Origin of the sequence: Marinobacter xiaoshiensis (assembly GCF_031631795.1) — a bacterium.
Taxonomy (GTDB): Bacteria; Pseudomonadota; Gammaproteobacteria; order Pseudomonadales; family Oleiphilaceae; genus Marinobacter; species Marinobacter xiaoshiensis.
In genome coordinates this window covers 281616-308064 of the sequence record NZ_JAVMBO010000018.1, presented here as the reverse complement: position 1 = coordinate 308064, position 26449 = coordinate 281616, and the positions used below count along the sequence as shown (strand labels likewise).

General features: G+C 53.9%; 24 protein-coding genes. 17 read left to right on the top strand and 7 right to left on the bottom strand.

Going from position 1 to position 26449, the window contains the following annotated elements; translation table 11 throughout:
* Positions 1-14 precede the first annotated feature (14 nt).
* Positions 15-1997, bottom strand: a complete 1983-nt coding sequence (locus tag RKA07_RS16815; protein WP_310966889.1) for an HDOD domain-containing protein — start codon at positions 1995-1997, stop codon at positions 15-17.
* Positions 1998-2201: 204 nt separating this feature from the next.
* Here RKA07_RS16815 and RKA07_RS16810 point away from each other — a divergent pair, with 204 nt between their 5' ends.
* The 4 genes from RKA07_RS16810 (at position 2202) to RKA07_RS16795 (ending at position 8198) form a co-directional block, all read left to right on the top strand.
* Positions 2202-3530, top strand: a complete 1329-nt coding sequence (locus RKA07_RS16810; RefSeq protein WP_310966888.1) for an AAA family ATPase — start codon at positions 2202-2204, stop codon at positions 3528-3530.
* Between the two features lie 222 nt (positions 3531-3752).
* Positions 3753-5264, top strand: coding sequence for a fatty acyl-CoA reductase (locus tag RKA07_RS16805; protein WP_310966887.1), 1512 nt, complete (start codon positions 3753-3755; stop codon positions 5262-5264).
* Positions 5265-5542: 278 nt separating this feature from the next.
* The gene (acs, locus tag RKA07_RS16800) at positions 5543-7492 is read left to right on the top strand and encodes an acetate--CoA ligase (protein WP_310966886.1); all 1950 of its coding nucleotides are present in this window, start codon (positions 5543-5545) and stop codon (positions 7490-7492) included.
* Between the two features lie 40 nt (positions 7493-7532).
* Positions 7533-8198 carry a response regulator transcription factor gene (locus tag RKA07_RS16795; RefSeq protein ID WP_200370119.1) on the top strand — a complete coding sequence of 222 codons (666 nt, stop codon included), beginning with the start codon at positions 7533-7535 and terminating at the stop codon, positions 8196-8198.
* Between the two features lie 151 nt (positions 8199-8349).
* Here the strand turns inward: RKA07_RS16795 and RKA07_RS16790 are convergent, their stop codons facing one another.
* Positions 8350-9333, bottom strand: coding sequence for a D-2-hydroxyacid dehydrogenase (locus RKA07_RS16790; protein ID WP_200201869.1), 984 nt, complete (start codon positions 9331-9333; stop codon positions 8350-8352).
* 266 nt (positions 9334-9599) lie between these two features.
* Between RKA07_RS16790 and RKA07_RS16785 the strand changes: the two genes are divergently transcribed.
* From RKA07_RS16785 to RKA07_RS16775, 3 genes are all read left to right on the top strand, one after another.
* Positions 9600-10826, top strand: a complete 1227-nt coding sequence (locus RKA07_RS16785) for a pyridoxal phosphate-dependent aminotransferase (protein WP_200201868.1) — start codon at positions 9600-9602, stop codon at positions 10824-10826.
* Between the two features lie 9 nt (positions 10827-10835).
* Positions 10836-11027, top strand: a complete 192-nt coding sequence (locus RKA07_RS16780) for a CPXCG motif-containing cysteine-rich protein (RefSeq protein WP_200201867.1) — start codon at positions 10836-10838, stop codon at positions 11025-11027.
* 94 nt (positions 11028-11121) lie between these two features.
* Positions 11122-11694: a YceB family lipoprotein gene (locus RKA07_RS16775; protein WP_310966885.1), complete on the top strand. Its 573-nt coding sequence runs from the start codon at positions 11122-11124 to the stop codon at positions 11692-11694.
* Positions 11695-11751: 57 nt separating this feature from the next.
* On the opposite strand, the gene RKA07_RS16770 is transcribed toward RKA07_RS16775, so the two are convergent.
* Complete coding sequence (locus RKA07_RS16770) at positions 11752-12906, bottom strand: isocitrate/isopropylmalate dehydrogenase family protein (protein WP_200201865.1); 1155 nt, start codon at positions 12904-12906, stop codon at positions 11752-11754.
* A 182-nt stretch (positions 12907-13088) separates the two neighbouring features.
* Here RKA07_RS16770 and RKA07_RS16765 point away from each other — a divergent pair, with 182 nt between their 5' ends.
* Positions 13089-13445: a hypothetical protein gene (locus RKA07_RS16765; protein ID WP_200370115.1), complete on the top strand. Its 357-nt coding sequence runs from the start codon at positions 13089-13091 to the stop codon at positions 13443-13445.
* Here the strand turns inward: RKA07_RS16765 and RKA07_RS16760 are convergent.
* Positions 13439-14332, bottom strand: coding sequence for a LysR family transcriptional regulator (locus RKA07_RS16760; protein ID WP_200201863.1), 894 nt, complete (start codon positions 14330-14332; stop codon positions 13439-13441). The genes RKA07_RS16765 and RKA07_RS16760 overlap by 7 nt on opposite strands.
* Positions 14333-14499: 167 nt before the next feature.
* Here RKA07_RS16760 and RKA07_RS16755 point away from each other — a divergent pair, with 167 nt between their 5' ends.
* The 5 genes from RKA07_RS16755 to RKA07_RS16735 all read left to right on the top strand — a co-directional run bounded on the left by RKA07_RS16755 (position 14500) and on the right by RKA07_RS16735 (position 19288).
* Positions 14500-15711, top strand: a complete 1212-nt coding sequence (locus tag RKA07_RS16755) for an acyl-CoA dehydrogenase family protein (protein ID WP_310966884.1) — start codon at positions 14500-14502, stop codon at positions 15709-15711.
* Positions 15712-15893: 182 nt separating this feature from the next.
* Positions 15894-16715: an SDR family oxidoreductase gene (locus tag RKA07_RS16750; RefSeq protein WP_200201861.1), complete on the top strand. Its 822-nt coding sequence runs from the start codon at positions 15894-15896 to the stop codon at positions 16713-16715.
* Between the two features lie 31 nt (positions 16716-16746).
* Complete coding sequence (locus RKA07_RS16745) at positions 16747-17811, top strand: phosphotransferase family protein (RefSeq protein WP_310966883.1); 1065 nt, start codon at positions 16747-16749, stop codon at positions 17809-17811.
* Positions 17811-18500 carry a histidine phosphatase family protein gene (locus tag RKA07_RS16740; protein ID WP_200201859.1) on the top strand — a complete coding sequence of 230 codons (690 nt, stop codon included), beginning with the start codon at positions 17811-17813 and terminating at the stop codon, positions 18498-18500. Before RKA07_RS16745 ends, RKA07_RS16740 begins: the two co-directional genes overlap by 1 nt.
* 17 nt (positions 18501-18517) lie before the next feature.
* Complete coding sequence (locus RKA07_RS16735) at positions 18518-19288, top strand: SDR family oxidoreductase (RefSeq protein ID WP_200201858.1); 771 nt, start codon at positions 18518-18520, stop codon at positions 19286-19288.
* A gap of 7 nt (positions 19289-19295) precedes the next feature.
* Here RKA07_RS16735 and RKA07_RS16730 read toward each other — a convergent pair whose 3' ends face one another.
* Positions 19296-20144 carry a DUF6279 family lipoprotein gene (locus RKA07_RS16730; RefSeq protein ID WP_310966882.1) on the bottom strand — a complete coding sequence of 283 codons (849 nt, stop codon included), beginning with the start codon at positions 20142-20144 and terminating at the stop codon, positions 19296-19298.
* Positions 20145-20330: 186 nt separating this feature from the next.
* Between RKA07_RS16730 and RKA07_RS16725 the strand changes: the two genes are divergently transcribed.
* A complete protein-coding gene (locus RKA07_RS16725; protein ID WP_200201856.1) occupies positions 20331-20597 on the top strand; it encodes a DUF2798 domain-containing protein in 267 nt (88 codons plus the stop codon).
* 131 nt (positions 20598-20728) lie between these two features.
* The gene (locus tag RKA07_RS16720) at positions 20729-22141 is read left to right on the top strand and encodes a DUF4397 domain-containing protein (RefSeq protein WP_310966881.1); all 1413 of its coding nucleotides are present in this window, start codon (positions 20729-20731) and stop codon (positions 22139-22141) included.
* A 55-nt stretch (positions 22142-22196) separates the two neighbouring features.
* Here RKA07_RS16720 and dacB read toward each other — a convergent pair whose 3' ends face one another.
* Positions 22197-23765, bottom strand: a complete 1569-nt coding sequence (gene dacB, locus RKA07_RS16715; RefSeq protein ID WP_310966880.1) for a D-alanyl-D-alanine carboxypeptidase/D-alanyl-D-alanine endopeptidase — start codon at positions 23763-23765, stop codon at positions 22197-22199.
* A gap of 257 nt (positions 23766-24022) precedes the next feature.
* On the opposite strand from dacB, the gene RKA07_RS16710 reads away from it, so the two are divergent.
* Together RKA07_RS16710 and RKA07_RS16705 are read left to right on the top strand one after the other, a co-directional pair.
* Positions 24023-24790: a glutathione S-transferase N-terminal domain-containing protein gene (locus RKA07_RS16710; protein WP_310966879.1), complete on the top strand. Its 768-nt coding sequence runs from the start codon at positions 24023-24025 to the stop codon at positions 24788-24790.
* A 104-nt stretch (positions 24791-24894) separates the two neighbouring features.
* Entirely contained in the window at positions 24895-25308 is a 414-nt protein-coding gene (locus RKA07_RS16705; RefSeq protein ID WP_310966990.1) for a GFA family protein, read from the top strand.
* On the opposite strand, the gene RKA07_RS16700 is transcribed toward RKA07_RS16705, so the two are convergent.
* Positions 25302-26426, bottom strand: coding sequence for a PQQ-dependent sugar dehydrogenase (locus RKA07_RS16700; protein ID WP_310966878.1), 1125 nt, complete (start codon positions 26424-26426; stop codon positions 25302-25304). The genes RKA07_RS16705 and RKA07_RS16700 overlap by 7 nt on opposite strands.
* Positions 26427-26449: the final 23 nt, after the last annotated feature.

The following is a 26449-nucleotide window of genomic DNA, read 5'->3' as shown; positions in this document are numbered from 1 at the left end:
TCCGCTATCGTTCGTCAGTCGGTCTTGGTGTCTTCGTGGCTAGTCGCAGGCAGCAGCAGTCGGAAGGTGGTTCCTTCCTGCCCCGTATGACAAGCAATGATGCCCTCCATGTCATCAACAAGTTGTTTCACAATGCTAAGGCCCAAACCGCTGTGGCCTTCTCCTTTTGTGGTCTTTCCCGGTGTAAACAGGGCTTTCCGTAAACTCTCGGGAATGCCGGCACCCGTGTCGGTCACTACCATCTCAACCCAGTTGCTATGCCCTTGCCAAACCGGGGCCGAAGTCTTGATTGTAACGGTTCCGCCGGTCTCACACATGCTTTCAGCAGCATTCCTGACCAGATTGATAAGGATCTGGCGGATGGCAGGCGGGCCAGCGTTAACTAACGTTTGAGTGTTACACAGTAGCACGTTCAAATGCAGGTTGCCGTCGCTGAAAAGGCTGTCTTCCAGTACGCGGGCGAGGCTTGATATCTCTGCGTTCAGATCGGCTGCTCCGTCGCCAATATCGCGGGTTGTGGTGTGGGTGAGTTGCAGCAGCAAATTGCCTGCCCGATCTATTTCATCCCGCACGACATCCAGTTCTCCCTGCATTTCCTGATCGCTAAGCCGGCTTTTGAGTTGGTGGATGTACTGGCGAATGATGGTCAGAGGATTGCTGATTTCATGCACTTGCCTGTGCAGTTTTTCCAGCGCGATCTGGCGATTCAGGTCTGCTTCCTCTGTGCTGATCTCCAGGGAAGCGCTCTTGTCCTGAAGTGTCGCGGAAAGTTTTTGGACAAAAAGATTTACCAGCTCTGCAGATGTATCGGGTGTCTTGCCATCGGTGCCCAGCACAAATACGCCGGGGCAACGATTACCTGTAATCACGGGAACAGCGGTTAGTGATGGGGTTCTGAGCAGAGATAAAAGCTGGTTGTCGAGCACGTTTGGCGTGCGCCCACTCAGGCTGACCTGCGTTCTCGATGCAAAAGCCTCACTCAAGGCACTGCCACCGGCTTGTGCGTTTATAACCAGGCGCGGGTTGTCCCCTGCGGTGCCTGACAGAAGTACAAGGCTGTCATCGTCGAGCCCAAAGCACAGTGCAGGCAGCCCGGTAATCAGCGTAAGGCTACTGACAGTTTCCGCAAGAATAGCGCCACTGGTGCCGGCCAAATCTGCAAAGCCAAGAGCTTGCTGCGCAATGGCCTGTCGCAATACGGTCTGACGGAGTTTTTTTGATGCGGGCTCGGCGCTGTAGCTGTTGATTAGCGGAATTCCCATAGACTCTGCCATTTGGGAAACGTCCAGGTTGATGCGCCGGTTGACTTCACGGACCAGGTCTTCGCTGAGTCCGAACATGGTGCCCGCGGCTGCAATGCCGGCAGAATCGGACAAGGCGAGGCGGGTGGATAGGCTGATAACTTTTACCAGATGCCCTGCGTCCCGTAACTCTGAGGGTAACGCCTGTTGATAGCGCATGGCGTCTGCTGCCATTGACCCCAAGCCCCAGGAGGTAACCAGCTCTGCTGCGATCTCGGACTGACGATTCATGAATTCTTGCCGCGCCTCCATATCAGGCGTCTTTATTGCGATCAGTTCGCCGATGTTGTGAAGCATACCGAGCATGAAGGCTTCATCGGCTTCCGGATAGCGGGTCAGGGTTGCCAGAGCACGAGCCGTAAGTGCTGTAGTCAGCGCATGTCGCCAGAAATCCCGCAACTGTTGCCAGGCGCCACCGCCCAAGTCAAAAAGTACCTGGCGGAGGGCGACGGTCAGTATCAGTGTTTTGAAGCGTCGTGTTCCAAGGCGCATTAATGCCTGATCAATGGATCGTATTCCGGGGGTGGGGCCATAGAGAGCGGAATTGGCCAAGGCAAGAATTCGAACCACCAAGGCGGTATCCGATGCGACGATTTCGCTGATAGCACGATAGTTGTCATCCCGGTGGCAGGCTTCAAGCGCGCGCAGGGTGACTTCCGGAAGGCTCGGGAGCTGGAGGTCGGGAACTGTATTCATAGGCTTGCCTGTAGAGCGCGCTGAAATCACATTATGAAACTGTGTTCATTTTTATTAGTAGTCGAGCTTAGTCAAAAAGTCGGGAAGTTTAAACATCAACTGTACTTTTTTTGATCGGTATATTCATTGGAACGTGATGTGTGTACAATTTTTACAGGTTAATGTGCCGTTTGTTGTTCCTGCAAGGATGTAAGGTCATCCGCCATGAGTGCTCAGCAATCACCAATACGCAAAGCTAACCCGCCCAGAACCATCGCCATAACTGGCGGCAAGGGTGGAGTGGGGAAGACATCTGTTGCGCTGAATTTGGCGCTCACGCTGGCGCGCCAAGATAAACGTGTACTGCTTTTGGACGGTGATACAGATCTTGCCAATGTAAGCATTATGCTGGGGCTGTACCCCGAGCGCACACTGGCGCATGTGGTTGCCGGTGAATGCCGTCTGGAAGACATACTTCTGGAGGTGAGTTACGGCTTGCATATCCTGCCCGGGGCGTCCGGTGTCCAGGAATGCATGGATATGGCACCCGAGGACAGCTTCCGCATTCTGCGTGCGCTTTCAATGCTGGAACGACGCTATGACTGCGTGATAACGGATACTGCAGCTGGTCTTCAGCCGACTGGTTTGCACATGATTGCAGCTGCGGAACTGGCCTGTGTGGTGGTAACGCCAGACCCAGCCTCTCTGACAGACGCCTTTTCCCTGATCAAGGTATTGAGGCGCCGTGGCTATAAACGAACGCCCAGTGTGTTGATCAATATGGCGCAGGGTGCCAGTCAGGCGCGCTCGGTGTTTCAACGCCTCGATGCCGCCGCGCGTCGTCACCTTGAGTGCTCCCTGCATTACATGGGCGGAATATGGCGCGATGAGACGCTGCGCCAATCAGTATTGAATCAGAAGCCGGTTGCACTCTTGCCACAGTCTGACCCGTCGTGCCGACAGTTCGGTACATTGGCGGACATGCTTGAGGTGCGACTCACGCAACTCCCTGTGCGCAAAGCGGGTATAGCTGCCTATTGGCATTCCGTTTCGAAGCGTCAGCAGACCCGTGAGCAGAAGCCGGAAGTAACAAAGCCCTCGGTCAGCCCCCGGGATCGCTGCCTGAAGGCTGTTGCTGAGCTGGAAGCAGTGCTTGGGCCGGTAAGTGATAACGCTATGCTGCGCTATGACGTTTTTATGCGCCTGTTTGCCTTGCTGGGGCGCACGCCCGACAACGACACTATTGAGATTATCCAGACCGGGCTGAGTGCTATTGCCTGGGAAGGCCTGAATCGGGAGCAACGTGAACATCTCGCAGCGCACCTCAGGCATTTGGCGGAAGAAATTTCGCCACCCGACACAGATATGACCCCGGGTGATAGCAGTGCTCTTGCGCAGAGTCTCCCTCAGCCGGTACTCCCCGAGCCATTTTATGATCGCATCAGTTTTGGTGATCAGGAAAACCTGGTTAGAGTTTTGAAAGAACAGCCTTCCGGTATTTCACTGAGCCAATTGCTACGGTCTTTGGTTGATGAAGAAGGCAGTGGCGCCTGAGCAAGGTTGCTTGGGTGCAAGTACGGGAACATGTCGGCTAATTCGCTATTTCTTCCGGGGCGTTTGTAGAGCAGCACTTTGTGCTGGCGCTGTTGCGTGAGTTTTGGTGATAACCTTGCGGTTTGTCACCACACTGCCATGATTCTTGTGCAAGTATTGGGAGCTGCAGGAAATCATGAAAAAGGAATTTTCGTTATCGTAAACCAAACAAAGGAGGCTGGAATGTCTTCGTCCAAGGTACTTGAGCAACTGCGAGGCAAGCATGTTCTGATTACCGGCACCACGGGGTTCCTGGGCAAGGTTGTTCTGGAAAAACTGATTCGGGCGGTGCCTGATATTGGTGGTATACATCTTCTGATACGGGGCAATAAGCAGAACCCTGATGCCCGTAGTCGATTCCTCCAGGAAATTGCCACCTCGTCTGTGTTTGATCGTTTGCGTCAGGAGGACAACGAAGCGTTCGAGTCGTTTCTGGAAGAGCGCCTGCACTGTGTCACAGGAGAGGTAACTGAACCCGGTTTTGGTCTGCAGCCCGAGGCCCTTCAAAAGCTGGCTGACAGCATCGATGCGGTCGTTAATTCCGCTGCCAGTGTCAACTTTCGCGAAGAGCTCGACAAGGCACTAACGATCAATACCTTGTGCCTGGAAAACATTGCGGAGCTGGCGCAACTGAACCCCAACCTTGCGGTTGTTCAGGTTTCAACCTGCTATGTAAACGGAATGAACTCCGGCCAGGTTACCGAATCGGTAATTAAGCCTGCGGGTGAGGATATTCCTCGCAGCGCCTCAGGCTACTATGAAATAGAAGAGCTGATCCGGGTGCTTAACGACAGCATCGCAGATGTGCGTTCGCGCTATACCGGCAAAATGCTGGAGCGCAAGCTTGTAGACCTGGGGATCCGTGAGGCAAACCGATACGGCTGGAGTGACACCTATACCTTTACTAAATGGCTGGGCGAGCAGCTGCTAATGAAAGCACTGAAGGGTCGCTCCCTTACCATTGTACGCCCGTCCATAATTGAAAGCGCTCTGGAAGAGCCAGCGCCTGGCTGGATTGAAGGTGTAAAAGTGGCGGATGCCATCATTCTTGCTTACGCTCGGGAAAAAGTAACCCTCTTCCCCGGCAAGCGCTCTGGCATTGTTGATGTTATTCCCGTTGATCTGGTTGCAAACTCCATCATTCTTGCGGTGGCTGAAGCATTGAGCGAGCCGCCGGAGTCGAGGATCTACCAGTGTTGCAGTGGCAGTTCCAACCCGGTGTCTGTGGGTGCGTTCATTGATCATCTGCTGGCGGAAGCCAAGACCAACTACGCCGCCTACCCAAACCTGTTTTACCGTCGGCCCGTCAAACCCTTCATTGCAGTAAATCGCGCTCTGTTCGATGCCTTGGTGGGCGGTGCCCGTATTCCATTGAGTATGGCAAGCCGCATGAAGGGGCTGTTGGGGCAGGGGCGCGAGCTTAAGGTCTTGCAAAACCTTGATACCACTCGTTCATTGGCAACCATTTTCGGCTTTTACACTGCCCCGGATTATATCTTCCGCAATGACGAGCTTCTGGCTTTGGCCACGCGCATGGGGGAGGTAGATAAGGCATTGTTTCCTGTGGATGCCCGCCAGATTGATTGGGCAGTATATTTACGCAAGATTCACCTGGCTGGCCTGAACCGGTACGCACTTAGTGCGAAAAAAGCCCGTGGTCCACGGAGTTCCCGGGGACGAAAGAAAGCTGCGTGATTTTATCTGGCCCGATTAAACGGGGGCTGGTTTACCTCCCCGGGAAGTAGGGCCGCCTTTAATTTGAAGCCCATACTGTTTGGAAATTACCCTTGAATTCTTGCAGGTTACTGAACTTTTTAAGCTAAAAGTTCAAGTACGTTAGGACGTTAGTCTAATTCATTGTGTGGTAGCTCACATGTTGAACTACGGCTATGTGTCCGCAGGGCCTGCACGCCCTACCGCTCTGGATTGACAAAATCGACAATGACAACAAACTCTGATCAAAGGGGAGCACTATGACTGATAAAAACCTTTATCCGGTAAGCCCGGAAGTGGCCAAACGGGCCTTGGTAAACCGGGAGCAGTATGACGAAATGTATCGTCAGTCCATCGCAGATCCGGATGCGTTCTGGGGAGAGCATGGAAAGCGAATTGACTGGATCAAGCCCTACACCAAAGTCAAGAACACCACATTCGACCCTGAAAACGTTTCCATCAAGTGGTTTGAAGATGGTGAGTTGAATGCTTCTGCAAACTGCCTGGATCGACATCTTGAAACCCGCGGCGATCAGACGGCCATTATTTTTGAAGGCGACGACCCAGCCGAATCCCGTCACGTCAGTTATCGCGAGTTGCACGAAGAAACCAGCAAGTTTGCTAACGTACTTAAAAGCCTTGGCGTAAAAAAAGGTGATGTTGTCACGATTTATATGCCAATGATTGTTGAAACCGCCGTGGCCATGCTGGCCTGTACCCGTATTGGTGCTATCCATTCAGTTGTTTTTGGGGGCTTCTCGCCCGAAGCATTGGGTGCCAGAATTGTGAACGGCAAGTCGCGCTTTGTTGTTACTGCCGATGAAGGGCTCCGCGGTGGTCGCAAGGTGCCACTGAAAAAGAACGTGGATGCTGCCCTGAAAGACAGGGAAGGCGCGGCCGTTGAGAAGGTTGTGGTTGTCAGCCGCACAGGAAACAAAGATCTGCCCTGGAGTGATGGCCGGGATGTGCGCTATGAAGATTTGATGGCAACCGCATCCGCTGACTGCCCGCCAGAGCCAATGAATGCGGAAGATCCTTTGTTCATGCTCTACACCTCAGGGTCTACTGGCGCCCCCAAAGGTGTTTTGCATACTACCGGTGGCTATCTCGTATACGCCTCCATGACGCATGAGTATGTGTTTGATTACAAAGAAGGTGATGTCTACTGGTGCACCGCAGACTTTGGCTGGGTAACAGGCCATAGTTACATTCTTTATGGGCCTCTGTGTAACGGTGCAACATCGCTTCTGTTTGAAGGCGTTCCCAACTACCCGGACAGCTCACGTATGGGCCAGGTTGTAGACAAGCACCAGGTCAACATCCTGTACACAGCGCCAACGGCTATTCGGGCACTGATGGCCGAAGGCGAAGCCTGCATGGCGGGTACAACGCGCAAGAGCCTGAAGTTGCTGGGTTCTGTGGGCGAACCCATAAACCCGGAAGCCTGGGAATGGTACCACCGTGTAATCGGCAACAGCCAATGCCCGATCGTGGATACCTGGTGGCAAACGGAAACCGGCGGCATTTTGATTGCGCCACTACCCGGCGCCATTGATTTGAAACCGGGCTCCGCGACCGTACCTTTCTTTGGCGTGAAGCCGGGCCTGATGGACAACGAAGGGAATCTGCTAGAAGGAAAAGCTGATGGTAACCTGGTTATTCTGGACAGCTGGCCTGGGCAGATGCGCACGATCTATGGTGACCATGAGCGCTTTATCCGAACCTATTTCAGTGCCTACCCCGGAATGTACTTTTCCGAAGATGGCGCACGCAGAGATGAAGACGGGTATTACTGGATTACCGGCCGCGTTGATGATGTGCTTAATATTTCCGGGCACCGCCTCGGCACCGCTGAAGTTGAAAGCGCCCTTGTGGCCCACGACAAGGTGGCAGAAGCCGCAGTTGTTGGTTTCCCCCATGACATAAAGGGTCAGGGGCTGTATGTTTACGTGACTCTGATGCAGGGTGAAGAGCCTTCAGATGAGCTCAAGAAAGAGCTGGTACAATGGGTTCGTAAGGAAATTGGCCCCATTGCCTCTCCGGATGTTATCCAGTGGGCGCCGGGCATGCCTAAAACGCGGTCAGGCAAAATTATGCGCCGGATTTTGCGTAAGATTGCTGCTAACGAGCACGACCAGTTGGGAGACACATCCACACTTGCAGATCCGAGTGTAGTGGACGATCTGATCAGCAATCGTGAGTTTAAATAAGGTCTGATAACAGGCCGAAAACCTGTGAGGAATCGGTTTAATGACACAAACAATTATCGTCGCTGATGATCATCCGCTGTTTCGGGCTGCCCTGAAACAGGCGGTCAGTCAGGCGGTACCTGATGCGGAAACAGTAGAAGTTGACAGCATCAAGGCACTCCAGGCGTCGGTAGATTCGCACCCGGATGCAGATCTGGTCCTGCTTGATCTGAATATGCCGGGTGCCCACGGTTTCTCGGGGTTGGTGTTCATGCGTGGACAATACCCCGGGCTACCCGTGGTGGTTGTGTCAGGGTCGGAACAACTGCAGGTAATGCGGCGCTCGATTGACTATGGGGCGTCTGGCTTTATTCCGAAGTCGGCGCCGCTGCCCACCATCACCGAGGCTATACGGGCTGTTCTTGAGGGGGATGTGTGGCTGCCGGAAGGTGTAGCAGACAAGCTTGAGCGCATGCATGCCGACACCACAGACTTCTCTGAAAAGCTGGCGTCACTGACCCCGCAACAATTCCGGGTTCTGGGTATGCTGGCGGAAGGCCTTCTGAACAAGCAGATTGCTTACGATCTCGAGGTGTCTGAGGCAACGATCAAGGCGCACATCACAGCTGTGTTCCGTAAGCTTGGGGTTCGTAATCGCACCCAGGCGGTAATCGCGATACAGCAGATGGAGATCGATCCAGCGGATCAGTCGTTGTCTGGCAGCTGAGGTAGACCCAGTAAGTCAGGAGACCGGGCAGGGGAGGTGTTCCCAAAATGCGGTGTGAATACATCCCTGTAAGCTCGGCTCCGTCATCCATGGCTCCGCACGGTTTTAGGAACATCTCCCCCGCCCGATCCGGCATTTGAGGGAACGTCGGCTACTTGCTCCCCGCGTACCCCAGCTCTTTATCCACCAGATTGAACAGTTCTTCACCACCGTGCCAGCGATCAAAGTTTTCAAGAAACTGATCGGTAAGCGCACGATGCCAGCCGATAAAGTCACCGGCCATGTGTGCCGTCATGATGACGTTTTCCATGTCCCAAAGCGGGTGGTCTTCCGGTAAGGGCTCTTCCTCGAATACATCAAGCCCGGCGCCAGCAATGTCACCACTCTCCAGAGCAGCAATAAGATCGGCTGTTTTTACAATCGGGCCGCGGCCAACGTTAATCAGGCGCGCCGTGTTTTTCATGGCCTTGAAGGCTTTTTCGTCAAACAACCCCTCAGTTTGCGGCGTCAGCGGTGCAGCAATCACCACGTAATCGGCCAGTTCCAGCTGGTGGTATAACTCATCATTACCATGAACCGCTACAAAATCCGGGTCGTCCGTACGGGCGGTTCTGGCAATGCCGTGGGGCTTCATTCCAGCAGCGGCAACAAGGCGGCCAATCTGCCTGCCAATAGAGCCTGCACCAACTACCAGAACCTGCTTGCCTGTTGCTCTTTCCGTATCCCGATGCTTCCACTTGTGTTTCATTTGCAGGCGGATTGAGCCGGGAAAATCCTTGGCAAACATCAGGATGGTGCATAGCACATATTCAGCGATGGTGCGGTCAAATATGCCTCTGGCGTTAGTGACTACCACACTGCTGTTTGTGAGGGCAGGGAACATCAGCGCATCTACCCCGGCGCTGGTGGCGTGTATCCATCTCAATTTGTCCGCACAGCCCCAGGCAGCCTCCAGCGCCTCGGTTCTAAAATCTGTCACCATCATCACATCAGTACCCGGCAAGGTGCTTCGCAGGGTTGCTTCGTCACTGGCGAAACGCACTTCGGCACGAGCCCGAAGAGAATCCATTCCTGGTGGCTCCTGCTCTCCGGGAGCAGTAAGGACAGTTACAACAGGCTTGCTGAGATGGGACATTGAACCTCCGCGGCTTCGGTTGCTGATTGTCGAGAGTTGTTTTTATGGGCCAGGCATTTTCCTCTACAAAACCCTGAGGTTAGTCTGGTAGGCGGATGTCGTCTGGTCAACCTCAGCTCGCACATACAGTGGTGATCATCGGGAATCCTGGTGGGTACTTGTACCTATCAAACCCTTTCCGGCATTACCTTGTATGCCCGGATTTTCGTGACTAACCTGCAAAGGGGTCTGTTTTGGCCCTCCCGTTCCCGTTGTAGGAGGTTGTTATGGCAAATGGCGCCAATAAAGATACCGGCGAGGATAAAGTGCGGAGAGTGAAATACCGGAAGGCGAAGGCCAGTTGGAACCCTGCAATGCAGGCAATTCCGGTACCGGGGATTAGGCGCATGGTCAATATGGCGGCCACTATGAAGGATGTTATTCATCTGTCGATTGGCCAGCCTGATCTCCCAACACCCAAGCATGTTATTGATGCTTATATTGACGCCCTAAATGCAGGACAAACTGGCTACACCATGGATGCCGGTTTGCCTGAACTGCTAGTGGCCTTAAGGGATTACTACGGCAAACGATACAACCGGAAACTCACCAGAGATAATATTCTGGTGACCAGCGGAGCAACCGAAGCCATGTATCTGGCTATCTCGGCTACATCTGCACCGGGCCGCCAATTTATTGTTACGGATCCTTCTTTCCTGCTTTACGCACCACTTATTCGTATGAACGGGGGAGAGGTCAAGTTTGTACCGACCCGTGTGGAAAACGATCATCAGCTTGATCCCGATGAAGTGATCGCAGCCATGGGGCCGCGCACCTTTGCCTTGATACTGAACAATCCGAATAACCCTACTGGGGCGGTATATCCCCGCAGTACCGTGGAAGCCATTCTGGAAGAGTGTGCCTATCGGGGCATACAGGTGTATGCCGATGAGGTGTACGACCACATGATTTTTGATGATGAAGATTTTGCCAGTGTTCTCAGTTGCTCCGTGGATCTGGACAACATCATGTGCATCAGTAGTTTCTCGAAAACCTACAGTATGGCGGGGCTGCGAGTGGGTTGGGTCATTGCCAGCCAGGCTACGATCAAATACCTGCGGCGCTACCACATGTTCACCACGTCGGTGGCTAATACGCCCTCCCAATATGCGGGAGTGGCAGCATTAACGAGTGACCAGCAGTGCGTTAGGGACATGCTGGATATCTATCGGGAGCGCAGAGATAAAGTAGTGGACTTGATTGATCAGACTCCATACATGACCGGTTACAAACCAGGAGGAGCGTTTTTTGTCTTCCCGGATTTGCCGCCCCATGTTGATGGGTCGGACCTGGCTTTGCGGATGCTCAAAGAAACCGGAGTGTGTGTGGTGCCGGGAGATGCATTTGGAGAGGCCTGTACCAATGCCATTCGGATCAGCTTCTCTACCACTTGCGAGAATCTTGATGCGGCGTTTGATCGTATCATTCCGTGGATGGCCAAACAGAAGTTCTGAGGAGTGCTTATGTCGGCTCTGGATTCGGTCCTTATCCAGTGCCCCTACTGTTGGGAGACGCTGGATATCAGCGTCGACCCTTCAGTGGCGGAACAGGAATATGTTGAAGATTGCCAGGTATGCTGCCAGCCCATTCTATTGCAGGTTGTTTTCGATGATAATCTCACCCCGCATGTAGAAGCCCGGGCCGAAAACGAGTAGAAGTGTTCGGATTCTGACCGATCATTAACCTGCCAATCTTGTCTCGCCTCCCTTGCTGCCGCAGGATAGGGGGTCAGTCCATGGAGATCAAACGATGAAATACACGCACCTTAATGGCCTCTGGGGCTTGGTGTTGCTGGTTCTTGCCCTGACGAGCGGCTGTGCCAGCATGTCCCCTTACGCAATATCGGAAGGGGAGTTGGAACGGCACCTGCGAGATGTTGTTAGCGATTTTGATCGCACTCAGTTAAAGAATGGCTCGCCGCTGAGTATGAGTCTTAGCGATGCCGACATTACCCTGGGACCAGATGGCCGGGATGTGGCAGTGATTGATCTGAAAGGGCAGGTAGCGCTGAACGCTTTTCTGGCCAAACTACCGGTTGATATTGCCCTGAAAGTGGAAGGCGCACCGGTTTATGACAGCAAGGAAAAAGCCATCTATATTCGCAGGATCAAGTTACTTGAAAGCAGCATAGATTCCGGCTTTTTCAAGGGTGACCTTGCGCCCGTTACCGACACCGTGATGAGTGTGGTGGCTCAGATGCTGGAAACCATGCCGGTATATCGTCTGGACGAATCCAATATGGCCCAGCGTATGTTTGGAATGGTGCCGATGGATGTGCGTGTAGCGCCGGGGCGTCTTGAGTTTGTAATGGCTGACAAGTAAGCGGCTTTTATCAGACCAGAGCCAGAAACTGCTTCCTGGCTCTGGTTAAGCAATCGATCAGGCCGACAGCCGTTGGCAGATTGCCTCTCCGATTTCCTGTGTTCCCCGTCGCGCGCCGGCATTTTCCGCCAGGTCTGCCGCTACTGCACCAAAAAGCTCTTTGCCAGCGGTCGCCATTACCGGGTCTTTCCGGCCAAACCACTCCAGCATACGTGCCGCAGTAAACAGCATGGCGGTTGGATCTGCCAAGCCTTGACCCGCGATGTCTGGGGCGCTGCCATGGGTTGGCTCAAACATGGAAGGCATGTCCGGGTCGGTGGGGTTCAGGTTGCAGGAAGGGGCAACGCCCATACCGCCGGATAATACGGCCGCAAGGTCTGTAAGAATATCTCCCTGCAGGTTGCTCGCAACCACCACATCGAACGCCCAGGGGACTTGCACAAACTTCATGCAGGCTGCATCCACCAGTTCGTGGTGCGTGGCCACATCCGGGTATTCCTTGCTGATTTCTTCGAAGGCTTCAGTGTACATATCGCCCCAATAACGCAGCGCATTACGTTTGGTGATCAGGCACACCTGGCTTTCACATGTGTTGCCATTGAGCGTGCGAAACTCCCGAATGCGTCCTTCGGTTGAGCGATCCGCCGCTCTGGCACGAGCCTGCTCAAAGCCATAGCGAATAATGCGATTGGTGGCTTTGCGGGTAAACACCTCCATTTGGGTCGCAATCTCATCCTCGGTGCCTTTGCGCAGGCGCCCGCCCTGACTCACGTACTCGCCCTCGGAATTCTCCCGAATCACCAGCATATCTATGTCTTTTGCGCGCTCATCAGCGAGATATTGGCGGGCGCCGGGCAGCAGGCGAGCTGGGCGCTCACATACCCACTGATCAAAGCCTTTGCGCATTTCCAGTAGCGGTGCCAATGAAACGCTATCGGTCAAAAGGTAGCGATCGGGATCGTTCAAGGGGCCGGGATCACCCAGAGCACCCAGTAATATGGCGTCATAAGCTTTGAGTTGAGCGAGGGCATCCTCTGGCATGGATTCACCATGCTCTTGGTGCCAGGCGTGCGACGGCCACGGGAACTGATCCCACTCTAGGTTGAGGTTGTGCTTGGTGCGCAGGGTTTCCAGGCAGCGTATGGCTTCCCCAACAACCTCCGGGCCAATACCGTCGCCCGGTGTTACTGCAATGCGGGTAGTTTGGGCCATTTTGGAGACTCCTTTTAAAATTGACTCGTATGGATAACCAACCCAGTTTAGTCAGGGAAGCCGGGGTTGCCACCGGTGTGGGAAATAAACCCCTTTTACCCACCTGCAGCCCGGCGCTATAGTGTGTCCGCAATTGGCGCATTCGTGCTTTTTTCGTTTCAACTTACTACAGGAAGGCAGCTTTGCTTTACCGACTTCTTACCGTCATTGGCGGCCTGGTATTTGTGGCGGCGCTCTTTGCGCTGGTATGGATTTTCTGCAAAAAGTTTCTGCAGCGCCACGGCGTTATCGATAACCTTTCAGACCGCACAACCGAGCTCGCTACCTGGACCTTTGCCGGCATCAGCATTGGGTTGGTGTTTGCCGTAGTTGGAGCGTTTATCCTTGGGCCTTGGGCGTTCTATCGCACCCTGCGTGGGCACGGGGTCGACATCTCCGATGGCGCGGCCATTTGGTGGGGATTCGGTATAGTGTTGGCCTCCCTCGGCATTACCGCAGTCGGTTTTTTCGGCTTTCTGATTGCTGTGGGTGCTTACTGAATCGCCTTGAGCTGCTCCCGAAACCATATAAGCGCCGGCTCCTGGCCGTAGGCTGTGTGCCAGTACAGGTGCACATCGACTGAGGGCAGGTCGGCTGGCGGGTTCATTATGGTGATGTTTGCCCGCTCGGAAATAATCTGGGCGTAGGTTTCCGGCATAGTCAGCAACAGGTCCGTTTTCTCCACCACCCGGCAGGCGGCGTAATAGTGCTGACAGCGCAGGCGGATGCTGCGCTGAACCCCTAGCCTTGATAATTCAAAATCCTCAATTCCCGGCCCTTCTGCGCGTGATGAAACCAGTACGTGGCGCGCAGAAAGGTAGCCGTCCATATCCAGCGTGTTTCCCGCCAGGGGATGACCCTCCCGCGCCAGAACCACAAGCCTGTCTTGCCTGAGAAGTTCATGGGATGTCTGGTTGCTGACCGGCAGTAAAACATCCACAGCGAAGTCCAGTTTGCCTGCGGCCAATTGCGTTTCCATATCCCGCCGGGGAATCCGTTTGCTGGCTATCTCCAACTCCGGATAGGCGTTTAATCGTTGCATCAGCGGTGGCAGAAACGTTGATTCCAGTACATCCCTCAGCCCCAACGAATAGGTTTTGCGCTGATTCGCCGGGTCAAACGCATGGAATTGATTCACCGCTCCCTGAATCTGCGTAAGCCCAGGCTTCATGGATTCCAGGAAGCGACGGGCCAGAGGTGTAGGCACCATTTGATTGCCCTGGCGGGTGAACAGCGGATCGTCAAAATGGTCGCGCAATCGGGACAGCGAATGGCTAACGGCGGGCTGGGTAAGGTGTAACGCCTTTGCCGCCCGGGTAAGGCTGCCTTCCCGATAAATCGTGTCAAACACATGCAGCAGGTTGAGATCCAGACGATTCCCGGCCATAGTCATTAATCTCTATAAGAATTAGTTTCATTAATAGTAAACGATAAGAATAATTCAGTCGCGTAATAGTTTGAGCAGCCCTAGACTGGTTTAATCGTGCTTATAGTCATCGCACCGTTTGCTGGTCTATCTAATAGATGTTGTTCAATTTCTGAGAGGGTTTGGCAATGGATTTCAGTATCTCCGAGAAAGGTCAGGATTATCTCGAGCGTGTAAAAGCGTTTATGGCGGAAGAAATTCTCCCGGTAGAAGCCCAGTACCATAAGGAACTGGCGTCTCTGGACAATCGCTGGGTTGTACTGCCAATCATCAAAGAATTGAAAGAAAAGGCAAAGGCACAGGGCCTATGGAATATGTTTTTCCCGGATGAGGAGCATGGTTGTGGCCTGCTCAACTCCGACTACGCCCTGATTGCTGAAGAAACGGGTCGCAGCTTTATTGCCCCCGAAATTTTCAACTGCAACGCGCCCGACACTGGCAACATGGAAGTGCTCATTCACTATGGCTCCGAGGAGCAAAAAGCTGAATGGCTGCCACGTTTGCTCAGTGGTGAAATCCGCTCAGCGTTCTGCATGACTGAACCAGCCGTAGCCTCCTCTGATGCTACCACCATGGAAGCAACCGCCGTGGTTGAGGGTGACGAAGTGGTGCTTAATGGGCGCAAGTGGTGGAGCACCGGCATTGGCCACCCGGACTGTAAAGTGGCCATCTTTATGGGGCTGACGGATCCCGACGCCCACAAACACCGCCGCCACTCCATGGTTCTGGTGCCGCTTGATACCCCGGGCATTACAATTGAACGAATGCTTCCCGTATTCGGCGAGTACGACGAGCCCTACGGTCACGGCCAGGTACTGTTCGAGAACGTGCGCCTACCCAAGAGCGCATTTATTGCCGGCCCCGGCCGCGGTTTCGAAATTGCCCAGGGTCGCCTTGGACCTGGCCGAGTACACCATTGCATGCGCGCAATTGGCGCAGCGGAGCGCACACTGGAGTTGCTGGTGAAGCGCTCCCTGAGTCGCGAAGCCTTTGGGCGCCCACTGGCCAAACTGGGCGGCAACCCGGACATCATCGCCAACGCCCGCATGTCGATTGAACAGGCCCGTTTGCTGACCCTGAAATGTGCTTGGGCACTGGACACCAAAGGTATTGCCGGTGCGATTCAGGAAGTGGCCATGATCAAGGCGCTGATTCCAAACATGCTGCAAACCATTGTGGATCAAGCGATCCAGATTCACGGCGGCGCCGGTGTGAGCGATGATGATTTCCCGCTTACTCAATTGTTTGCCTATGCTCGTGTACTGCGATTGGCAGATGGCCCGGATGAAGTACATCGTGCCACGGTTGCTCGCCTCGAATTACGCAAATATAAAAATTGATGGTATAGCGCTAATGATGAGAGGAGCTGGCGGGGTGGGAGCTTCTGAAACTGTGCGGAGCCATGGATGGCGGAGCCAAGCCTACATGGATGTATTCACGGCGTGTTTCAGAAGCTCCCACCCCGCTGGCTCCGTCACACTCTATAGTTGACGTTTTTAAACAACAAACAACGGACAACCCCATGACACAAAGAGTATTCGTAACAGGCGGCGCAAGCGGCCTTGGCCGAGCCATTGCACTGCGTTATGCCAGAGAAGGCGCCAAAGTCTGCATCGGTGACATCAATCCCGAACAGGGCGTAGGCGTTGAGCAGGAAATTAACAATGCCGGCGGTGAAGGCTACTTTGTTGAGTGCGACGTTCGGCGCCTGACAGATCTCGAAAAAATCTGCGCCGATCTCACCGAGAAGTGGGGTGGCGTAGACGTAGTGGTGAATAACGCAGGTGTGGCCTCTGCCGGCTCCATTGAAGACACCACCATGGCCGACTGGGAATGGATTATCGACATCAACGTACTGGGTGTTGTGCGCGGCTGTAAGGCGTTCACGCCGCAGTTCAAAAAGCAGGGCTCAGGAACCTTCGTGAACATTGCCTCCATGGCGGGCCTCATGCTCGCACCGCTAATGGACAGCTACAATGTATCCAAGGCCAGTGTTATAGCATTGTCCGAAACCCTGCGCCAGGAACTGCGGGATGATGGCATTCACGTGAGCTGTGTGTGCCCTGCATTTTTCCAGACCAATCTCACGCAAAGCATGCGTTCGGACCTTCCCGGCATACAGCAAAATGTCAACAAGCTCATGAAACGCTCGACAATAACTGCAGATCAGGTTGCCGACGACATAGTGCGTTCGGTGCAGAAAAAAGACTTCTGGGTACTGCCCCACGTGAAAGAGCGCCGCTTGTGGATACTCAAGCGCTATGCGCCAGCGGTGTTCGACAAACTGATGTACGAAGAGAGCAAGCGCTGGATGAAGAAGATGGGCAACAAGGCCAAAGCCTGATTAGCACACGGGAACAAAAGGAGAGTGATGAATGACCCAGATTGACCAGGCAGCAGATATCCGCGAAGGCGAAGAGCTGGATATATCCGCAGTAGACCGCTTCATGAAAGGCGCCATCCCGGACTTGACCGGCGAGCCGGTTATCCGCCAATACCCGGGTGGCGCTTCCAACCTCACCTATCAGGTTGACTACGGCGACCGTTCCTTTGTTTTGCGTCGCCCGCCCTTCGGCAAAATTGCGAAATCCGCCCACGACATGCTGCGTGAAGCCAGAGTGATGCAGGCGCTGAAGCCTGTGTACCCTTATGTGCCCAACATCATTGCCATTTGCGACGATCACGATGTGTTGGGTTGCGATTTTTACGTGATGGAACGCCTGAAAGGCATCATTCTGCGCCAGGATTTCCCCAAAGATCTTGAAATGGATGAAGCCGACACCCGCAAGCTTTGCCTGAGCGTAATCGACAAGATGGTGGGCTTGCATCGCGTTGACGCCAAAGCCGCAGGCCTTGATTCCCTGGGTAAGGGCGAGGGTTATGTACAGCGCCAGATCGGCGGCTGGAGCGATCGATTCCGTAAGGCTCGCACGGACGACGTCGGCGACTTTGAGGAAGTGATGGCCTGGCTCAGCGAAAAAATGCCAAACGATGTGGCCCAGGTAGTGATTCACAACGACTACCGCTTCGACAACGTTGTATTGAACCCCGACAACCCCTTTGAAGTGATCGGGGTTCTGGATTGGGAAATGGCCACCATTGGCGACCCGCTGATGGATCTGGGCAATACGCTCGCCTACTGGATAGAGGCAGATGACGATGAATCCTTCAAGATGCTGCGCCGTCAACCTACACACCGCCCCGGAATGCTTACCCGTAAAGAAGTGGTTGAGTACTACATGGAGAAGTCCGGCTTTCGGGCAGATAATTTCGATTTTTATGAGATCTACGGGTTGTTCCGTTTGGCGGTGATCGTGCAGCAGATCTACTACCGCTTCTACCATGGCCAAACCAGCGACAAGCGTTTTGCCATATTCGGCCACGCAGCCAACAGCCTGGAGAAGCGCTGCAAGCGTTTGATCGCAGAGAGCTCTCTGTAATGGCTACGGTGTACCTGGTACGCCATGGCCAGGCCAGCTTTGGTAAAGAAAATTACGATCAGCTTTCAAAGAAGGGCTGGGAGCAGGGCAAGGTGCTCGGCCGCTGGATGGCCGATAAATTTGAACCGGCGGCGATTTTTGGCGGCGACTTGCAGCGGCATCGCGAAACCGTAGAAGCCATTGCAACCGGGTACGGCGCGGAGTTGCCGGATATGCAGGTTGCGCTGGGTTTTAACGAGTTTGATCATGAGTCCATCGTAAACGCCTATAAACCCCAGTGGCGAGATCGGCAGGTGATGGCGAGGGACCTTGCGGCTTCTCCGAAGCCCGCTGCGGCCTTCCAGAAGGCATTTGTTGAAGCCGTGCGCCGCTGGGCGTCTGGCAAGTTCGATAGTGAATACGATGAGACCTGGGGGGAGTTCAAAGCCCGGGTTCTCTCGGCCTTTGATGAAATGATCGAGTATGCAGACGGCGGCGATGTTCTGGTGTCCACATCCGGCGGGCCTATTGCCGTTATGTGCCAGCACCTTTTGAGCCTGAGCGACGAACGCACATTAGGGCTGAACGAAGTCATCGCTAATACCAGCGTTACCCGTGTGCTCTATTCCGCGGGCCGCCGCAGCCTGTCTGTTTTCAATAATTACAGCCACCTGGAAGCGGAAGACCCCGCCCTGGTGACCTTCCGATAACGAATTGAGGTGAACCAATGAGCAAGAAAGACCTGTTTGATCTGACTGGAAAGATTGCCCTGATTACCGGTGCGAGCCGTGGTATAGGTGAGAGCATTGCCCGCACACTGGCGGATTACGGCGCCCACGTGATTGTAACCAGCCGCAAGATTGATGGCTGTGAAGCCGTCGCCAGCAGCATTCGTGAAGCGGGTGGTAGCGCTGAAGCCTACGCTTGCCACATTGGTGAGATGGATCAGATAGAAGCGATCTGGGCTCATATCGAAAAAGAGCACGGCAAGCTGGATATTCTGGTAAACAACGCCGCAGCCAACCCGTATTTTGGCCCGGTTGAGGACACAGACCTGGGTGCCTTCCAGAAAACCATTGATGTGAATATTCGCGGCTACTTCTTTATGTGCGCTCGCGGTGCGCAACTGATGAAGAAGAACGGCGGTGGTTCAATCATAAACGTGGCGTCAGTAAACGGTGTGAACCCGGGCCATTATCAGGGCATCTATTCGGTGACCAAGGCCGCAGTTATCTCAATGACCAAATCCTTTGCCATGGAACTGGGCCAGCAGAATATTCGTGTGAATGCCTTGCTGCCGGGGCTCACAGACACCAAGTTTGCCAGTGCCTTGACTACCAACGAAGCTATTAAAAAGCAGGCTATGGCACACATTCCCATGAAGCGTGTGGCCGATCCCAACGAGATGGCAGGCACTGTGTTGTATCTGGCATCGGGTGCATCCAGCTACACCACCGGCGCCTGCATTAATGCCGATGGCGGTTACCTGACGGTCTGATTGCCCGCTATCTATTGCGTGAGGCGACTTCGGGGCTTGGCTTGCAGGTCAGCGCTTTGAAGTCGCCGCCCAACTCCGATATCCGCCGGGTCAGGTGATCAAGCTGTGAGGCGTGGCTTGCCAGCAGCAGTTCCTGAATCAACGAATTCATGGCTACCATGCTTTCATCTATCCTTTGCGCATAGGCATCGCCCCGGCCCGCTTTTGGGTTGTTAATCAGTTCAGTAATCGTTGCTTCAAAATCAGCCTGGCTGCGATATTCGAGAGCATTTAGCAGGGTATCCTGCCAATTTCGACGGCCTGCGAGCCAGATTTCAGTCTGCCCGGCACGGTCTTCTGACCAGACCTTGATAATGTCTTTCTGAACCGGGTTCAGGCTACCCAGCCAGCGCTCAGCTCGCTCTTCCGTGCGTTCTGCTCGTGCGTGCTCAATTGATTTCGCGTCTCCAGTCAGGAATTCCTCTTCCAACTCTCGCTGGTTTTCTGCCATGTTTTTCGCCAGCTCACGCACTTGCTCATCACTGAGACTGGAAAGCAGGTTCACCGCGCCAGGTGTTATTTGGTGCATCAAGGGCTGGAGAAGCGAAAGGAGCTGGTTTTGATGACTACTTATTTCCGCCGGGCCTGGCTTGCCTTCTGCCAATTCACTCTGGAGGTTGTGTAACCATGCCTGATAGCGCGGGAGTTCGGTGCTACAGTGCCATTGTTTCAGTTCTTCAATGTCGGCATTCAACTGCCGCTTTTGGGGCTTTGTGAGGGTGATGAAATCCTCAACCCACCACACAATGCCCCAGTCAGCGTAACGATAGGCAAGCCGGGTTGAGCTGCACCCTGTGATGACAAGAATTGTGGCCAAAAGAACTGCTGCCGTTCGAACGTTGCTAACTCTAGACTGATCCATAGGGTGCCTTGCTCGGTATGAGCCTATCGATAAAAGGTTGCAAGCTCATTATAATCTCGCGCTTATGCCTTGACAGTCTACGGTATCCGAAGGCTTTTAGATGTGGCCATTCGAAGACCTTTAATTTAATCAGGAGTGCCCATGAGCCGAATTAAACCCGCCCGCCTGCGCCAGTTGGTATTTGGGTTTTATATGTCGGGAATGATGTCTTTGTTGATGTCTGGAGTGATTACATTTATCAACACAGGTATGGATAGCGCATTTATGTATCGCTGGATGCCGGCTTTTCTGGTGGCATGGGCAGTTGCCTTCCCGCTGGTAACCTTTATTGCACCGGTTGCGGTGAAACTCACTGAAATGACGCTGGGGCGACCCGGCAATGAGAATGAGCACACATCTGTAAACTGAAATGTAAAATTCCGTAATCTGTTTTTATTGCCCTCCCGTAGGTTGTTTTACGTGCATGTGAGTTACTGAACTTGTGCATGTTTAAACTACTTGATCCTGGTTTTTAACTTTGGAATAGAGGGCAAGAGGCAATGAAAACAAAAGTTGCACTGACGATGGCCTTGGCTGCCAGCGCGATGCTGGTGGGCTGCAGTGATAATGACAATGACTCTGTAACACAACAACCTACCTCAAAAGTCAGGGCGGTGCATGCGGTTTCCGATGCGCCGGCGGTGAACGTACTTGTGGACGGGAGCCCGGCTATTTCCGGCGCTGAATTCAAACAGGCGGCTGTGATTTCTCCAACGTTGGGAACCTATGCTCTGGCAGTCGAGGCTATCCTCCCTGGCGGCTCCACGACAACAGTTATTGATCCTACCGACGTTACGCTTGAGGATGGCTTCGATTACGACGTAATCGCAGTTGGTGAAGTTGGCAATATTGACGCGTTAATCTTGGCGGATGATGGTTCTCGCACCGATGCCAATGCAGTTCGTTTGCGCGTTGCCCACCTTTCGCCGGCAGCTCAGGCAGCAGCTGCGGGACCCGTTGACGTGTATGTAACTGCTTTCGGTGCTGAACTTCCTCCTGAAGCCAACTTCAGTTTTTCTTTCAAAGAGAGCATTGGACCACTGGAGTTGCCGGCAAATGATTACCAGATTCGTGTGACCCCCGCGGGTTCAGGCACTGTTGTCTTTGATAGTGGCAAAGTGTCTTTGCAGGCAGGCACCAATCTATTGATTGGCGCTGTTGATAACACCGGCGCCAATGGTGACGCCAGCCCGATTAGCCTCGTTGTGTTGAACGGTGGTGATGTCGCAGAAATCTACGACACAGACCAGGCAGCCGGTGTGCGCGTTGTTCATGCTTCCTCTGATGCGCCAAACGTTGACGTGTATGTTGATGGACAATCAACTCCATTGGCAGACATTGCATTTGGCAGTGTTGCTCCGTTCGCCTTCCTGGATGGTTATGCTGCCTTGCCAGCCGGGGATGCTCGCATTCAGGTTGCGGCCGCTGGAACTGGCCTCGGTGGTGGGCTGGTCGTGATTGATGAGACGCTGCCACTTGTTAATGGTCAGGGCTACACGGCGCTGGCAGTTGGTCAACTGGCTGGTATTGAGGCTCTGGTAGTTGAAGATCAGGTGCGCAGCATTGCGACCCAGGCTTCTTTGAGAATCATTCATGCTTCTACTCAGGCAGGTAACGTCGATATTTACCTGGTACCCGGGACTCAGAGCGGCATTGGTAACTTTGCCCCAGCTCTGTCAAACGTGCCCTTCAAGGCCGTGACAGATTATCTTGCCGTGGCAGACGGAACTTACAACGTCTACATTACTCCGACCGGCACGGGTACCGTGGCGATTAGTGCTGAGGGCGTCGAGTTGAATGCGGGCGATGTTTACACGGCGGTTGCCCGGGATGCCGATCCTGGGGAGCAGGCTCCACTCAACAACCAGCTCGGACTGATCCTGTTTGATAATTTTGTGGTGCCACAACCCTGATAGGGCGCGCCGCAGTTTCAGCAAAAGCCAAGGCCCCGGATCTCCGGGGTCTTTTTTACTGAATAGTGGTTGCAGACGTTTCGGGAGAGGCTTGTGATAGAGCCGTACCAACAGGCGGCCGGTAATGCAGAGAGTAAAGAATCCGGTCAAGAACGGCTTGGCCATTCCAGGCCGGATCATTATTCACCATGCCCACAACAGCCCAGGTTGTATTGTTCTCATCCCGTGTAAAGCCAGCAATGGACCTCACGTTTTCCAGATAGCCGGTTTTAATGCGGCCTTCGCCATCCATGCCAGTATTACGAAGGCGGCGAGCCATGGTTCCGTCCATAGCAATAATCGGCATGGAGGCCATAAGGTCTGAAGAGTAGGGGCTGTTCCAAGCGTGCTGGAGAATTTTGGCGCCTTGTCTGGCAGTAATTCTGCCATGGCGAGTAAGCCCTGCACCGTTATCGATTACCATTCCGGTGGTATCTATGCCCTTCTTTCCCAGCCAGTCATAAATAACGCGAATGCCGGCAACCCGGTCGTCGTTTTCACTATCCAGCCGGTTTTGAGCGCCTATGGTCAGCAGCAGTTGCCGAGCCATCACGTTGCTGCTCCACTTATTGATGTCCCGCACCATGGTAACCAGATCTGGCGATGTGGTTTTCATAACCAGCCGCGCAGTTTCCGGAGTTAGCCCTGTCTGGCTTCCGCCAGTTACGATGATGCCCATTTCCGAAAAGAGGCTGCGGATCATCGAAGCACTGTATTGCTCATGGGGAAGCAACGACAGATAAGTTGTGGTGCGACATCCTTGTGGCAGTTCTCCCGTTACCCGCACAGTTACCTTTCCGCCTGCCTGGGCCATCGGTTCCCAATCGAAACTGCGACGTGATGGGCAGGGCCCTTCGGCTACTGCTGTTACCCTGTTGTCGATAACAACTTCGCCAAGAGCGGGTGTGCTCCAGGCTTGAGTGCCACGCTCGTCAGCCCGAATCTGGAAGTGTATTAGGTTGAGGTTGGTCAGGTAAGCAGAAGGCTCAACCAAAAACGGCGCGTGCGGGTTGTCACCATTATCTATAAAGGCAGGGAAGCCGCCGTCAATTTTAAAATAGCTGCCATCCAATATCAGGTTGCCATCAATGCGGTTAATCCCCATATCGCGGAGTTCCCGCAGGGCTGTCCAGAGTCGTTCAAAGGTGAGTTTGGGATCACCTCCAAAGCGCACGTAGAGATTGCCCGCGAGAGTATCGCCAACCATCTGCCCGTCAGTCAGAAAATCCGTATCCCAGTGGTGCGTGGGGCCAAGGATCTCCAGGGCAGCGTAGGTTGTGATCACCTTCATGATAGAGCCCGGGCTCATGGGCACGTCGGCGTTAATGTTTTGATCAAGCCCGGGGCCGTTCAAGGGAATTGCGGCCATGCTCAGGGCTTCGTCACTGTTGAGGGATTTCATGGCGAAATCCCTCATCTGGCTGGCCCACAGACGGTTGTCGCTGTAGTTGGCATCGCCACTGTCGGCAGCCAGTGCTGATGGCAGGTTTGCCAAGACTGGAGTCAAAGCAAGCGCCACGGCCAGAACCAAGGCAGGGCGCTTTGGCCGGCGAGTGGCTGTTCCTGCGCTGTTTGTTTGCGGCATACCCAAAATCATCCTAATGGCCACGCGATAAAATGTGCGGAGAGGTTCGCTGATTAAACAATAGCCCATCTTTGGTAAATGTACTATGCAGAAAACCTCTACATGACGTTAAAAAATGCCAGTAGACAGCTTGTTTGTATTGGGGTTTGTCACAGGGTGTAAGTTGCGTTGCGGCCAATATCCGGTGGTATTGTTGGCCAATGAAAAAACGGGATATCTGATGATAATAACGGTGCTTTCAACAAAAGGATTCAATTATGGCTAATGTGCTGACTCACCATGCAAGGGTGCTGGGTTCCGTGGGTACCTCCTCGCTGACAGCCTGGCGTGGGTGCCTCGTAGTAAAAGCGGTACCTCAGCCCGAGCAGCCCCTGATACTTTACGACATGGAGGGATGCCCATACTGCCGGCGAGTTCGCGAAGCACTGACAGCCCTCAATCTTGATGTGGAAATTCGGCCTTGTCCCAAAGGTGGCCGCGTATTCCGCAAGCATGCAGAAGCGACCGGTGGGAAGCAGCAGTTCCCTTTGCTGGTTGACGAGAACACCGGTGCTGTAATGTATGAATCGGAAGCCATCATCGAGTACCTGTTTCGGCAATATGCTGGTTGTAAGGTTCCCGGCTACTACCGTGAACGAGTCTGGCAGCCGATTCTGGGGTCGATGGCGTCTGTTGCCAGCGCCATGCGAGGCCTGCGTGCCAGTGCAGGAAACCAGCCGGAGCAACCGCTGCATTTGTGGAGTTTTGAGGGCAGTCCCTTCTCCCGGCTGGTGCGAGAGAAGTTGTGTGAGCTGGAAGTTCCCTACACTCTGCATAATCTCGGCAAAGAGCACTGGACGGAAATAGGTCCGGCAGCACAGCGAATCAAGCCAGGGCCATACACACCAATTCCGGGTGGTAAGAGAGATGCCTTTTTCAAGGCTCACGGCCGGGTACAGGTACCTTACCTTGAAGATCCGAATACCGGGGAAGGGCTGTTTGAATCTGCTCGCATACTGGCCTATCTGCAAACGCAGTATGGATAGCAGCTCCAGTGGGGATCTCTGTACGGCAACTCTGTTTCATGGGCTGTAAGGCAGGTATTATAATCATCCATTAATGTGCTCATGAAACGATTGTCAGGATGCCTATGTATACCGGCCAGTGCCTGTGTGGTGATGTTACGTTTGAATACGACGGCCCTTTGGGGCCGCTGTCCCTGTGCCATTGCAGTCAATGCCGGCGGGCCCATGGCAGTGCGTTTTCGGCCAGCTCCCCGCTACAGAAAGTGCGCTTCCAGTTTTTGTCCGGAGAAGCACAACTCACTGAATACGAGTCACGTCCCGGAAAATATCGGGCGTTTTGCAGCCGATGTGGCAGCCATTTGTACAGTCGCGTAGATGCAATTCCGGGCATTCTTCGACTTCGAGTGGGCGCTATCAATGAACCCATAGAAAAGGGGCGGGTGCAGCATGTCTACACAGGCTCGAAGTCGGGTTGGTTTGAAATTACCGATGCGCTGCCCCAGTTTGAGAAAACCGAACGCACCGGCGACCCTCACTGAGCAGGCACCACCCGGTAGACTTTCCCTTTTGACGAATCTGTCAGTAACCAAAGACTGCCATCTGGCCCTGCTCGAACGTCGCGAATACGTTCGTTCAGGCTGGTGAGCAAATCTTCTTCCTCCATTACTTGCCCATTTTCGATTTCCAGTCGTACCAGTTTGCGCAGCTTGAGTGCGCCTACGAACAGGCTACCTTGCCATTGGGGGAATTCAGAGCCGGTGTAAAACGCCATGCCTGAGGGCGCAATGGATGGGTCCCAGTAGTGCAGGGGCTGAGCCATGCCTTCTTTTTCAGTATGTAAGGTTATCGGAAGCCCGGAGTAGCCAATGCCATAGGTGATTTCAGGCCAGCCGTAATTGGTGCCGGAGCTCAGAATGTTTATTTCATCGCCACCGCGCGGGCCGTGCTCGTGAGTCCAGAGCTCTCCGGTCTCAGGATGCAGGGTCATGCCCTGAATATTGCGGTTTCCCCAGGTGAAAAAAGTATCATTTATGCTTGGGTCATCAAGCCCCGGGTTGCCGGGAGCCGGTTCGCCATTCAGTGTAATGCGATGAACGCCGCCGGCATCGTCCCGGGTGTCCTGAGCGCGATCCATCTCACCGCGGTCACCAACGGATATGTAGAGGTAGCCGGATGCGTCGAATGCCATGCGCCCACCAAAGTGGCGGGACGTACTGGAGCGAGGGAGCGCTTCGAAGATGGTGCTGACATCTTTCAGGCGCTCTCCTTCAAAAATCCCGCGGGCTACGCGAGTAGTCATTCCCTGGCTGGAGCGATGTGCATAGCTGAGGAAGAGTGTTTTGTTGTCTGCAAACTCCGGGTGCGGAACCACATCTAGCAATCCGCCCTGGCCAGACACAGCGAGTGATGGAAGCCCCTCAATGGCTTGGGGCAGAAGCCTTCCGCTCTTGATGACTCGCAGGCGGCCCGCTCTCTCCGTAACAAGCATGGATCCATCGGGGAGAAAGGCCAGGCTCCAAGGGTGTTCGAGCCCACCAGCAACGGTTTCCAGGCTGAAGCGCGTGTTATGGCTGCTAAATGTCTGGGCTGCTATAGCGAAGGGGATGCTTAGAAGTAGCATGCCGCTCAACGGCATCAAGAATTGAATAAGGCGCATGAGTCGTCCTTTAAGTATTGCAA